The sequence below is a fragment of the Nocardia albiluteola genome (assembly GCF_018860155.1).
GTDB classification, from domain to species: domain Bacteria; phylum Actinomycetota; class Actinomycetes; order Mycobacteriales; family Mycobacteriaceae; genus Nocardia; species Nocardia albiluteola.
On the sequence record NZ_JAHKNI010000027.1, the window covers coordinates 26,005 to 37,749 of the forward strand.

At 69.4% G+C, this 11,745-nt stretch carries 12 protein-coding genes; 5 read left to right on the plus strand and 7 right to left on the minus strand.

All coding sequences use genetic code 11. The features are described 5' to 3' along the window. Positions 1-106 precede the first annotated feature (106 nt). Positions 107-760: a TetR/AcrR family transcriptional regulator gene (locus tag KO481_RS41170; RefSeq protein WP_308166980.1), complete on the plus strand. Its 654-nt coding sequence runs from the start codon at positions 107-109 to the stop codon at positions 758-760. A gap of 135 nt (positions 761-895) precedes the next feature. Here the strand turns inward: KO481_RS41170 and KO481_RS41175 are convergent, their stop codons facing one another. The 3 genes from KO481_RS41175 to KO481_RS41185 form a co-directional block, all read right to left on the minus strand. Further along, a complete protein-coding gene (locus tag KO481_RS41175) occupies positions 896-2,155 on the minus strand; it encodes an MFS transporter (protein WP_215924001.1) in 1,260 nt (419 codons plus the stop codon). A gap of 217 nt (positions 2,156-2,372) precedes the next feature. After that, on the minus strand, positions 2,373-3,656 hold the full coding sequence (locus KO481_RS41180; protein WP_215924002.1) for an MFS transporter: 1,284 nt from the start codon (positions 3,654-3,656) through the stop codon (positions 2,373-2,375). Positions 3,657-3,981: 325 nt separating this feature from the next. After that, positions 3,982-4,332 carry a VOC family protein gene (locus KO481_RS41185; protein WP_215924003.1) on the minus strand — a complete coding sequence of 117 codons (351 nt, stop codon included), beginning with the start codon at positions 4,330-4,332 and terminating at the stop codon, positions 3,982-3,984. A gap of 120 nt (positions 4,333-4,452) precedes the next feature. On the opposite strand from KO481_RS41185, the gene KO481_RS41190 reads away from it, so the two are divergent. Both KO481_RS41190 and KO481_RS41195 read left to right on the plus strand, forming a co-directional pair. Further along, positions 4,453-5,427 (plus strand): COX15/CtaA family protein, encoded by a 975-nt coding sequence (locus KO481_RS41190; RefSeq protein WP_308166981.1) that lies wholly within the window; start codon positions 4,453-4,455, stop codon positions 5,425-5,427. Between the two features lie 68 nt (positions 5,428-5,495). Beyond that, positions 5,496-5,714 carry an FmdB family zinc ribbon protein gene (locus tag KO481_RS41195; RefSeq protein ID WP_215924004.1) on the plus strand — a complete coding sequence of 73 codons (219 nt, stop codon included), beginning with the start codon at positions 5,496-5,498 and terminating at the stop codon, positions 5,712-5,714. 195 nt (positions 5,715-5,909) lie between these two features. Here KO481_RS41195 and KO481_RS41200 read toward each other — a convergent pair whose 3' ends face one another. The 3 genes from KO481_RS41200 to KO481_RS41210 all read right to left on the minus strand — a co-directional run bounded on the left by KO481_RS41200 (position 5,910) and on the right by KO481_RS41210 (position 8,337). Then, positions 5,910-6,794: a class I SAM-dependent methyltransferase gene (locus KO481_RS41200; RefSeq protein ID WP_215924005.1), complete on the minus strand. Its 885-nt coding sequence runs from the start codon at positions 6,792-6,794 to the stop codon at positions 5,910-5,912. Between the two features lie 70 nt (positions 6,795-6,864). Next, positions 6,865-7,587, minus strand: coding sequence for a transporter substrate-binding domain-containing protein (locus KO481_RS41205; protein ID WP_215924006.1), 723 nt, complete (start codon positions 7,585-7,587; stop codon positions 6,865-6,867). A gap of 405 nt (positions 7,588-7,992) precedes the next feature. Then, positions 7,993-8,337, minus strand: coding sequence for a hypothetical protein (locus KO481_RS41210; RefSeq protein WP_215924007.1), 345 nt, complete (start codon positions 8,335-8,337; stop codon positions 7,993-7,995). An 81-nt stretch (positions 8,338-8,418) separates the two neighbouring features. On the opposite strand from KO481_RS41210, the gene KO481_RS41215 reads away from it, so the two are divergent. Then, positions 8,419-9,384, plus strand: a complete 966-nt coding sequence (locus tag KO481_RS41215; RefSeq protein WP_215924008.1) for a quinone oxidoreductase family protein — start codon at positions 8,419-8,421, stop codon at positions 9,382-9,384. A gap of 29 nt (positions 9,385-9,413) precedes the next feature. On the opposite strand, the gene KO481_RS41220 is transcribed toward KO481_RS41215, so the two are convergent. Further along, positions 9,414-10,088 (minus strand): TetR/AcrR family transcriptional regulator, encoded by a 675-nt coding sequence (locus KO481_RS41220; RefSeq protein WP_215924009.1) that lies wholly within the window; start codon positions 10,086-10,088, stop codon positions 9,414-9,416. An 84-nt stretch (positions 10,089-10,172) separates the two neighbouring features. On the opposite strand from KO481_RS41220, the gene KO481_RS41225 reads away from it, so the two are divergent. Continuing rightward, complete coding sequence (locus tag KO481_RS41225; protein WP_215924010.1) at positions 10,173-11,687, plus strand: FAD-dependent monooxygenase; 1,515 nt, start codon at positions 10,173-10,175, stop codon at positions 11,685-11,687. Positions 11,688-11,745: the final 58 nt, after the last annotated feature.

Genomic DNA, 11,745 nt, shown 5'->3' on the forward strand with positions numbered 1-11,745 from the left:
GTGACGTGCGGTAACTTTTGGATTGCGGCTATTTCTGTCATATGACAGGAATCTCCCCGCGCAGGTCGCGGGCATCGACCACCACCGATGAGCCAGAATGGGAGCCGTGACGCAACTCGGACCCGGCCGCCCCCGCCTCGAGCCCCGGCGCCGCCGCGGGCCGACCCCGCGCGCGGAGATCCTCGACGCCGCCGCCGAGCTGTTCACCACGCGCGGCTACGCGAGCACCTCCACGCGGGCCATCGCCGACGCGGTCGGTATCCGGCAGGCCTCGCTCTACCATCATTTCTCCGCCAAGGACGACATCCTCGAGGCGCTACTGGACCAAACCATCTCCGCCCCACTGGAACTCCTCGGACGGATGAGCGACGAACCGGAGCCGTCGGAGGTCCGCCTCTACGCCCTGGCCTGGTTCGACGTGCACCAACTATCCTCGGCGCGTTGGAATCTCGGCGCGCTGTACCTACTACCAGAGTTGCGGTCGGAGCGCTTCGCGGACTTCCGGCTGCGCCGCAAAGAATTACGCGAACACTATGAGCGCCTGGCCGCCGCCGTAACCGGCGATGCCGCGGCAGACGCGTGGGCGCTGCCGTTCCGCCTGGTCGAGAGCGTGATCAATATCCGCTCCGACGAGACCGCCACGCCCGGCGATGTCGACCGCCTGATCCCGGACGCGGTCCTGCGCATGCTCGGCCACGACGATACGGCTGCAATCCGCACCGCCGCCGCCGACCTCCTGGACCGCCTCGCCGCCCAATAGCGCGAGCTGCCTGCGCCCGCAGGCGCCTGGGGCTGCGGGCAGCCCGAGTCGTCTCGACCATTCGTGACAGCTCGAGGACCTTGCCGAGTTCGCGTATCGCGGCGGCCACGTCCGGCAGCTGCGCGGCCGAGTCATCTACTCGGCCGTTCGCGACCGATCCAGAGGCCGAGCCAGCAGCGCGGTGGCGGCCGTAATCACCAGCAGCAGGGCGATATACAGCGAGAACAACCGCGGATGCGGGGCGGAAAGCTCCTTGAGCGCCGGGGTGGTGCCGCCGAAGATCGCGCTGGCAACGGCGTAGGGCAGCGCCATCACAGTGACCCGATGCCGGGCCGGGGCGATCGCGGCCGAGGCGCCGGTCAGCGTCGCGGACAGGGTCGCCACGCACACCGCCGCCCCGATCATGAGCACCCAGTAGGTGGTCACCGTCGCGGAATTCATCAACAGCTGCATCGGCAGCGTCGCCACCGCCAGGATCAGGGATGCCCCTGCCATCCAGCGCAGCACGCCGATCCGGTCGGCCAGCCAGCCCCAGGCCGGGGCGATCACCATGAACGCCAGCTGCGACACCACCCCCGCCCACAGCACCTGGGTGTCGGGCATCTTCAGCACGCTGATGGCGTAGCTGGTCGGCGCACTGATCCACAGGTAGTACGACGACAGCGAGCCCGCGGTCAGACCCGCCACGGCCAGCACCGGCCAGATCAACGTGCGCCACTCCCGCAGCACCGCAACGGTTTCCGAGGCGGCGGCGCGGTCCAAGGTCTCGGGCAGGGTGCGCCGCGCGAGCAGGAATACGAACGACAGCACCGCCGCAACCGCAAACGGCACGCGCCAGTACCCGGCCGTCATCGCCGCCGATCCGACGGCGGCCAGCAGCGCCGCGGCGATCAGATTCGCGCAGACCGTGCCCAATCCGTAGAAGATCGAATACACGCTGGTGCCCAGGATCCGCCGACCCTCCGGCGCGGATTCGTACATGTACGCCTGAGCGATGGCCTGCTCGCCGCCGAAGGAGAACCCCAGCACCAGCCGCCACACCAGCAGCAGCGCCGGGGCGGCCGCCCCGATGCTCTCCCGGCCCGGCGTCAGCGCCATCGCCAGGGTTGCCACACCCGCGAGCGAGATCGATACCATCAGTGCCGGCCGCCGGCCACGCTGATCGGCCAGGCGCCCCAGCACCAACGCGCCGACCGGCCGGATCACGAACCCGAGCGCGAAAACGCCCAGGCCGTACAGCACCGAATGCTGCAGCGAGCCACCGAAGAAGTGGGGCGAGAAATAGGTCACCAGCAGCGCGTACAGCGACCATTCGTAGGCTTCCAGCGCGGCACCGGCACCCGAGGCGGTCAGCCGATGGGCCAGGCGGGTGCGCGCAATCACAAGAGTATTCATGAGCGCGCCAACTTTAACACCGTTCAAGTGTTGATGCGACGTGCGGGTTCGATGCCAACCCGGACACCACACGGCCGATGCGCGTCAGCGCGACCGACGCCCTGGTTCGGCTTGCCGGATCACCGCGACGGGACGGCGAGCGGGACCGGTTCGGCGCGAACCGGCAGGCGGCTCCCGTCGCACCGGCCATGTGGGAGTCAGGGCTGCCCACAGGGCTTCACGGTTGGACGACGACCGGAATCACCTCCCCCACAACGTCTTCCGCCACCTCCCCGTGCGGCGACTCCGCACCGCTGCGCGAGGTCAGCTGCAGCGTCGCGAACGTGATGAGCAGCAGCAGCGCCACATAGCTGCCGATCAGCGCGGTGTGGTCGGCGGTGAGCTGCTTGAGCATCGGCACCGTCCCACCGAACAGCATCGTGGTGAGCGTGTACGGCAGCGCCTCGGCGGCGACGCGGTAGCGGCCCGGCACCAGGCCGGCGAGCACGGTCGGCATCATCGCCAGTATCGGCGCGTTCAGCAGGTGCGCGGCGACGATCACCAGCCAGAAGCCCAGTACCCCACCGTTTTCGAGCCCGTACTGCAGCGGGACGACGGCAATGGCCGCCGCAAGCGCGCCCGCCGCCAGCAGAAACCGGCACCCCACCCGGTCGCCCAGGCGCCCGAGCAACGGCACGGCGATGGTGGTCGCCAGCGTCGCGGACATCGCCGCCAGCAGCACCTGCTGATCGTCGAGCTGCAGCACGCTGATGGCGTAGGTCGTGGACACTCCGCCCCACAGGTAGAACGATGCCGACGCGCCGATCGTCACGCCCGCGACGACCAGCATCGGCAGCGCGAGCCGCCGCCGCGCCGACCACCAGGAGTAGTCGTCGTGGCGGTAAGCCTGGAACTGCCCGGATTCGACCAGGCCGCCACGCAGCGCGGCGAATACGAAGGACGCCACGGCGCCGACCAGGAACGGAACGCGCCAGTATCCGGCGGTCATTCCATCCGATCCCACGGCCGAAACCAGGCCCAGCACAAGCAGATTCGCGAGGATTCCGCCGACCCCCGCGGCCGCGGACAGCCAGCTCCCGCCCGTGCCGCGGCGGCCGGGCGTGGTCATCTCGTAGACGTAGCCGTGCCCGAGCGGGGCCTCACCGCCGAAGAAGAATCCCAGCAGCGCCCGCCAGCCCAGTACCAGCACCGGCGCCCCGGCGAACGCCGCCGCGCTCGGGGTCACCCCCATGCCCAGCGCCGCCACCCCGGCCCCGGTCATGCACACCAGCATCGCGGGCTTGCGGCCGCGCACATCGGCGAAGCGGCCCAGAATCACCCCACCGAACGGGCGCGTGACGAATCCGACCGCGAAGACCGCGAAGCCGGACACCAGCGAACGCTGCACGTCCGCACCGAAGAAGTTCGGCCCGAAATAGCTCAGCAGCAGCGGATACATTCCCCAGTCGTAAGCCTCCAACCCGAACCCGGCACACACCGCGACCACCCGGATCTTCGACATCGGCCACCTTTCTGGCGTCGGCACGTACCCATCCACGCGGCGCGGAGCCGGTCTGGACGAAAGGAAATGCACCACCGGCAACGGCCGGAGGCGGGCGGCGATTCGGTAGTCCCGAGCTGCTGTGTGAAGCGACGGCGAAGTTCACTGGATATTCGCTGCGGATTTCACGCTAGCGAAATCCCTTGCGACAACACGCCATAACTCGCGAAAGTGATCGGTGCGTCATCAGAAATCGGGATAATTCGGATCAAAACCAACTGGGCGGTTGATTTATTACATCAGCGGACCAGGTCGGCCGGAGTCGCCGTCGCGGGCTCGGTGCAAATCAGAACGGATGCCCCTCGGGGTCCAGGAGCACGCGGAAGCGTTCCCCGCCGGGCTGATACGACGCGAGGGTGGCACCCAGCTCGAGCAGCTGCCTTTCCGCCTCTCCGAGGTCCTCAACGCTGAAGTCCAGGTGGACCCGGCCGGGCGCTGCGGGGTCGGGCCACGGCGCCGGTTGACGGTTGGCAACACGCTGGAAGTCGAGGCGAATACCGGGGTCGCTGGTGAGCACGACGAAATCCGGGCTCCCGGAACGCAGCTGCCCGCCGAGGAAGGTCCGATAGAACCGTGCCAGGCCGACGGGGTCCGGGCAGTCGATGGTGGCGGCGAACAGGCGCGCACGGAGGGTCATGTGGAACACCTATCAGCCGCGCGGTCCCCTGTCAGGCGTTCGGGTGACCGGTGCGGCTACAACGACGGGCCGTAGTAGCCCGCGTGCGGCGGCTGCATCGGCCCGGACTACCATCGTTTTGTGCTGTCACGCGCCTTCATGCGACTCGTCGACCTGCTGCCGCTGCCCTCCCTTCGAGTGCAGCGGATCATTGCGTTCCTCGTGGTGTTGTCCCAGGCCGGGATCTCGGTCACCGGTGCGGTGGTGCGCGTCACGTCCTCGGGCCTGGGCTGCCCGACGTGGCCGACCTGCTTCCCCGGCAGCTTCACCCCGGTTCCGCACGCGGCGGTGCCGTTCTGGCATCAGGCCGTCGAGTTCTCCAACCGCATGGCGGCCTTCGTCGTCACGTTCTTCGCGGCGCTGGTGGTGCTCGCGGTGCTGCGGGCGCGGCGGCGGGGCGAGGTCGTCGCCTATGCGTGGCTGATGCCGGGCGGCACCGTGCTGCAGGCCGTCCTCGGCGGCATCACCGTGCGCGCCGGGCTGCTGTGGTGGACGGTGTCGATCCACCTGCTGGCCTCGATGCTGATGGTGTGGCTCTCGGTCCTGCTGTTCGCGAAGATCGGCGAGCCCGACGACGGCATCGCCGCGCCGCGAGTGCCCGCGCCGCTGCGCTGGCTGACCGTCCTGAGCGCGGTGGCGCTGACGGCCACCCTCGTCGCGGGAACCTTCGTCACCGGCGCCGGGCCGCATGCGGGCGATGAGAGCGTCACCAAACCCGTTGCGCGCCTGAAGATCGAGATCGTGACCCTGGTGCACGCGCATGCGGAGATGGTCGTGGCGTACCTCGCGCTGATCATCGGCCTCGGCTTCGGCCTGGCGGCCGTCGGCATGACGCGCGCCCTGCGCAACCGCCTCGCCGTGGTGATCGCGCTGGTGTGCGCGCAGGGCCTGGTGGGCATCGTGCAGTACTTCACCCACGTTCCCGCCGCACTGGTCGCCGCGCACGTGGGCGGCGCGGCCGCCTGCACCGCCGCCACCGCCGCCCTCTGGGCCGCCATGCGCACCCGCGAATCAATCACGGCGCAGACGGAGAGCCAGGTCGCGCACGCGTCCTGATCGTCACCGCCGTCCCAGCTCACGGGAGCGATGCACGGCCCCCGCCCGGTATCGGCGATAATTCCGGCATGCCGACTTACGCGTACCGCTGCCGCGAATGCACCGAGACCTTCGAGCTCCACCGGCCGATGAGCGAGTCGAGCGCCCCCGCGACCTGCCCCGACGGCCACGCCGATACGGTCAAACTCCTCACCACCATCGCCCTCACCGGCTCCGCGGGCGGATCGGCCGGCCCGACCCCCGCACCCGCGGCCGGAGGCTGCTGCGGTGGCGGGTGCTGCGGATAGGCGAATCTCCGCCTTCATATCGGCCGTCCACGGCAGACGGCCACGCCGACGCGGCCGAACTGCTGACCACCATCGCCCGCACCGGCTCCGTCGGCTGGTCCGCGAACCCGAGCCCGGATAGCCGAATCGCCACATTTGGCGTCGGCCGGCCTCGGTGTACGGACGACGGCGCGGACAGCACCCAGTAGTCGGCGCTCAGGAGGCGGGCCGGTCCGCCACAACGGCACACCCCAGGCCGTAGAACCGGGATTCGGCGCGGGCGGGGACCGACAGCTCACGGGCGGTATCGGCGAGTTTCTCGTTCGCGGTGACCGAGAATCCCTGTGCGACAAGCAGTGTGTGCATCTGCTCGGGAGTCCAGGCCGACACGTGGCGCTCGTGCCGCAGCGGGTTCTGGGCCCCGGACAGCGCGCTGTAGACACGCATCGCCCGGCGGCCCATGCCCGACAGGCGATACGGGACGGGATAGGTGGCGATCAGGCGGCTACCGGGGGCCGACCGTCCGGCCACAACCGCGAGGGTCGAATCGACCTCGGGCTGCGTCAGATAGGGCAGCACGCCCTCCCAGACCCACGTGGTCGCCACCGCCGAGTCGTGCCCCGCACCGGCTAGGGCGGCACCGAGCGCGTCGCGGCCGAAATCGACCGGGACATACGTCAGCGACTTCGCCACCGGTTCCAGCCCGTCTGCCCGCTCCCGCTTGTCCTGTTGCGAGGCGGGGTGATCCACCTCGAACACCGCCACGTCCGACAGCTCGGTCATCCGCCACGCGCGCGCATCCAATCCGGCGCCGAGGACGACGAGCTGGGAGTTGCGCGCCGCGCGAACCGCGTCGTCGATCACGACGGTGCGCGTGACCAGAACCGTGGCGGTGGCGGTCAGCATCTCGTACCCCAGCCGGTCCCGCCAGCCCGATGGTGCGGATTCGGTGCGGGCGTGCTCCACCTCGGATCGTTCCTCACTCCGAAGTAGTTGCACCGCAACGGGGTCGGAGAATCGCCCGGGCGCCATCCGTCCGTCGCCCACCGCCCGGCCCTGACATACCAGCACTGCGGTGCGGCTCGCCTGTTTGTCCGTCACGCCCGCCGATTATCGTCCTCGCGGACCGAATCCGCCGCTCGACATCGCGACGCGGCACGCCGGAATCGGCTCACGCGGTCGCGTTGGGCCCGATCCACTGGTCGAACAGCCGGTTCATGCCGTCGGTGACGAGCTGGGATTCGAGCCAGCTGTTGACCTCCGCGGCCAGCAGCGGGTCGTTCTTGCGGAGCAGGAAGATTTTGCCCGAGGAGTCGAATGTCTTGTCCGGGTGCAACACTCGCAGGTCCGGATGCTGGCGTACGCGGTAGCGGCCCTCGACCGAATCGGTCACGAACACATCGGCGCGACCGTTGGCCACCTGGTCCACGATCGTCGTGTTGTCCGGCCACAGGATCAGGTGCGCGGCAGGGAAATGCGCGTGCGCGAACTGCTCGTTGGTGCCGCCGGGATTCACGACGACCCGCACGCCGGGCCGGTTGATCTGATCGATCGTGGCGTACCTGCCCGCGTCGGCGGCCCGGACGATCGGCGTCTTGCCGTCGGTTCCGTAGTTGATCGAGAAGTCCGAGAATGCGCGACGCGACGCCGATTCCGACACGCCGCCGACCGCGATATCGCAGTTCTTCGCGCCGAAGTCCGCCGCCAGGGTCGGCCAGGTGGTGTGCACGAATTCCACCGGTTGATGCAGCACCCCGCCCAGGCCGTTCGCCAGATCGATGTCGATGCCGCGGTATCCGCCGTGGCCGTCGGCGATCGAATAGGGCGCGTAATCGCCGGTGGTACATACCCGCAGCGCGTCGCCGGGCTGTTGCGCCCCGGCCGGAACCGTCACGGGCACAAGGGATACAACACCGGCCGCGGCAGCGGCAAGAACATATCGGACTCGCATAGAACTTCCCAATGCCTCACGTCATTTGCGCACGTATCGTGCAGGTGCGCTCCCGGCATTCACCGGGCTTGACGGAGACAATACGTCACCTGGCCGCGGACGGCTCCGGCGCTGCGAATCGCAATGGCAGCCGCACAGCGCGTCTGCTCCGGGATCCACGTGGCCGGGCGGAGACGTCGACGTCACCGGGGACCGGTCCGGACACCTCGCTCACGATGCCGATCCGATCGCGGACCGGTACGACCAGGGGAGCCGCTCGAGATACCAATCCGAGCGCGACCGGTTCGGCGATGCGGGGGATCTCGTACGGCGAGAACCCTTCAACGCCGACTACTCGGCGCGGCGGGATCAACGCTCGTTGCGCGCCTTGGGGAATCGAGTCTGGCGGGCGACCCAGCCGGCCATCTTGGCCCAGTGGCCAGGGGCCGGGGTGACGATGGAGGTCAGCTCGCGGTCCCAGTGCTCGGTCTCGGTGAGGCCGTCCACGAGGCCGAACAGCGCCTTCGCCGTGGCCATATCGCCGACGACGCGGTCGCCCAGGATGCCGTCCTTGCCGACCAGGGTGATCCGCACCCCGGCGCGGCCGATCGGCTGCAGCACCGCGGTGGCGGAACCGCCGTGGTCGGCGACGAATTCCTTGACCGAATCGATCACGGCGGGCGACGGCTTCGCGGGGGCCGCTGTAGCACTCATGGCGGGAAGTTTACCGCCCGGTAAGTCCGGTCCGGCGCGCCACCGGGAATGAAGCGCGTCACTGCGGTGTAGAACCAGACCATGCATGCGATTCAGGTTTCCGAAAACGGCGGTCCCGAGGTCCTGCACTACACCGAGCTGCCGGATCCGGAGGCCGGCCCGGGTCAGCTGCTGGTCGACACCGACGCCATCGGGGTGAATTTCATCGATACGTACATCCGCGCGGGCGTCTACCCGCAGGAGTTGCCGTACGTCCCCGGCGCCGAGGGCACCGGCGTGGTGGCCGCGATCGGCGACGGGGTCACCGAATTCCGCGTCGGCGACCGGGTGGCCTGGGCGGGCGGTGCGCGGAGCTACGCGCAGAAGGTCACCGTCGATGCGGCGGCCGCGATTCCGGTACCCGCGGGAGTCGATCCGGCCGTGGCCGCCTCGGCGCTGCTGCAGGGCATGACGGCCCATTACCTGATCGAATCGGTCTACCGGCCCGAACCCGGCGAGTCCGTGCTGGTGCACGCCGGCGCGGGCGGCGTGGGCATGATCCTGACCCAGCTCGCGGCCGCCCGCGGGGTACGGGTGATCACCACGGTCTCGACCGACGAGAAGGAGGCCATCTCGCGCGAGGCCGGCGCGGCCGAGGTGCTGCGCTACGACCCCGAGCTGGCCCTGCAGGTGCGCAAGCTGACCGACGGCGCCGGCGTGGCCGCGGTCTACGACGGCGTCGGCAAGGACACCTTCGACGCCAGCCTCGACTCCCTGCGCGTGCGCGGCACGCTCGCCCTGTTCGGCGGCGCCAGCGGCCAGGTGCCCCCCTTCGACCTGCAGCGCCTCAACCGCGGCGGCGGCCTGTTCGTCACCCGCCCCTCGCTGGCCCACTACACCCGCGACCGCGCCGAATTACTCTGGCGCGCAGGCGATATCTTCAACGCGATCGCCGCGGGCACACTGAAAATCCGGATCGGCGCCCGCTACCCGCTCGCCGAGGCGCAGCAGGCCCACCGCGACCTCGAGGGCCGCAGGACCACCGGGTCCATCGTCCTGATCCCCTGAGTCCGTAAATCTCTGCCACAGAACGGGCTTCAGCAATCACGGCCGGTGAGACCGCGGTAGATGAAGCGGGTCAGGCCCGCTACCGCTTCGTCCTCCGCGAGCTCGACCGTGCCGTCCTGTTGCGCCTCCAGTAGACCCTGCACGGTCAGGAACATCATTGCCAGGCTGGCCTCCGGGGTACTCGGCAACGAGACCCCGGCCGCGGGGAATGCGTCGAGGTGATCGGCGATCTCGTTGCGCTGCTCGGCGCTGAATTGCCCTGCGAGCCGGGCGAATTCCTCGTTCACCAGGGCGGCCTGCTGGACCGCGCGCAGCACCGGCCAGTGCTCGCGCGCGAAGCGCCAATAGGTTTCGACGTGGAAGCGGACCGCGTCCGGATCGGTGAAGTCGGGATTGTGCGCTTCTACCTCGACGGCCGTATCTCCCTCGGCAGCAAAGTCTTTCATCAGGGCCTGGAGTAACTCCTCCTTGCTCCCGAAGTGATTGTAGAAAGATCCGGCCGCACGCCCGGCCGCCGCGGTGATGTCGGTGATCTTGGTGTTGAGATAGCCGCGCTCGGCGAACAACCGCCGCGCCGCACTCTTGAGCGCCTGTTCGGTCTCGGCCGAGCGCTCCTTGCGGACGCCACGTTCCCGGCGGCCGGCCTCTTCCCCGCGACCGTCCCGCGACGCACCACCGGCTCCTGCGACGCCTCCCGCGGCCATCGACACCACCTCCTTGACAGCGGAGCCTATCAACAGAATACTGAATCTACATTCACTGAACCACGATTCACCATAGGAGCTGCCATGTCACCCCAGGTACTCATCGCCGGAGCCGGGCCGACCGGCCTGACCCTCGCCATCGATCTGGCCCGCCGGGGCGTCACGGTACGGATAGTCGACCAGGCCGAAGAGTTCTTCGCCGGATCTCGGGGAGACGGCATCCAGCCGCGCACGCTGGAGATATTCGAGGATCTGAGCGTCCTGGACGCGGTGCACGCGGCCGGATCGCCGCAGGCGCCGATGCGCGTGTTCCTCGACGGCGAGTTCGTCACCGAGCAGCGGATGAGCGATCTGCGCGAGTCGACTCCGGATGTGCCGTATGCGAATCCGTGGGTGCTGGGCCAGTCCGATACCGAGGCGATCCTGCGCTCGCGCCTGGCCGAGTTCGGCGTCGAGGTCGAATTGTCCACGGCCCTGGTCACATTCACCCAGGATGCCGAGGGTGTCGCCGCCGTGCTCGCGGGGCCGGGCGGCCCCGAGACGATGCGCGCGGACTATCTGGTCGGCGCGGACGGCGGTCGCAGCACGGTGCGCAAGACCCTCGCCATCGTCTTCGAGGGCAGCACGGACGAATCGATCCGGATGCTGCTCGGCGACGTCCCTGCCGACGCGCTCGACCACGAGTTCGGCTACTGGTTCGCCGCGGCGCGGGAACCGGGCGCGGGAATCGCGCTGACCCCGCTGCCCGGACGGCGGCTGTTCCAGTTCGCGGCGCCGCTGGCCCAGGATGCCGAACCCACCCGCGCGGTGCTTCAGGACCAGTTCGACCGGCTGTCCGGGCGCGCCGACGTCGCGCTCGGTGAACCTGTCTGGTCCACGGTATGGCGGCCGAATATCCGTCTCGCACAGCGCTTCCGGGATGGACGGGTCTTCCTGGCGGGCGACGCCGCGCACGCCCATCCCCCCACCGGCGGGCAGGGCATGAACACGGGCATCGCGGACGCCTACAACCTGGGCTGGAAGCTGGCCGCCGCGCTCGCGGGCACTCCCGAGGCGCTGGACACCTACGAGCCCGAACGCCGCGCGGTCGCCGCGCGGGTCCTGGGCCTGAGCTCGGACCTGCTCGACAAGCACGTGTCGGGCGAACCGGACGCACTGCATCGCGGCGAGGAGACCCATCAGCTTTCGGTCACCTATCGCGCCCCCGGCGCGTCCGGCGCCCTCGTCGCGGGCGACCGCGCGCCGGACGCTCCCCTGCGCCGCTCCGACGGCACATCGATCCGCCTCTTCCAGCTACTCGCGGGCCCATGCTTCACCTTGCTGCACTTCCAGCCCGCCAGGACCTCCACCACTCCAGCCGACGACATTACGGTCCGGACCGCACCCGCCGACCTCACCGGCGCGGCGGACGACCTCCCGACGACGCTCACAGCGGGCTCCACCATCAGGGAGTTCTCGCTGACCACGCCCGATACCGACCCCCGCGGCGACCAGTTGCTCGCCGTCGACAACCACGCATTCACCGCTTACGACGCCGTTCCCGGCACCCGGATCCTGATCCGCCCGGACGGCTATCTGGCCTGGCGCAGCGATCGCTGACACGTCCCGCGTCCCCGGACGGACGTCCGACCTACATCGATGGATGAATCCCGGTGTG

Bases quoted from the DNA above. Each gene is read 5' to 3' on its own strand.
- KO481_RS41195 (WP_215924004.1), top strand. From the start codon at position 5,496: ATGCCGACTTACGCGTACCGCTGCCGCGAATGCACCGAGACCTTCGAG.
- KO481_RS41210 (WP_215924007.1), bottom strand. From the start codon at position 8,337: ATGAGTGCTACAGCGGCCCCCGCGAAGCCGTCGCCCGCCGTGATCGAT.
- KO481_RS41225 (WP_215924010.1), top strand. From the start codon at position 10,173: ATGTCACCCCAGGTACTCATCGCCGGAGCCGGGCCGACCGGCCTGACC.
- KO481_RS41180 (WP_215924002.1), bottom strand. From the start codon at position 3,656: ATGTCGAAGATCCGGGTGGTCGCGGTGTGTGCCGGGTTCGGGTTGGAG.
- KO481_RS41220 (WP_215924009.1), bottom strand. From the start codon at position 10,088: ATGGCCGCGGGAGGCGTCGCAGGAGCCGGTGGTGCGTCGCGGGACGGT.
- KO481_RS41175 (WP_215924001.1), bottom strand. From the start codon at position 2,155: ATGAATACTCTTGTGATTGCGCGCACCCGCCTGGCCCATCGGCTGACC.
- KO481_RS41215 (WP_215924008.1), top strand. From the start codon at position 8,419: ATGCATGCGATTCAGGTTTCCGAAAACGGCGGTCCCGAGGTCCTGCAC.
- KO481_RS41185 (WP_215924003.1), bottom strand. From the start codon at position 4,332: ATGACCCTCCGTGCGCGCCTGTTCGCCGCCACCATCGACTGCCCGGAC.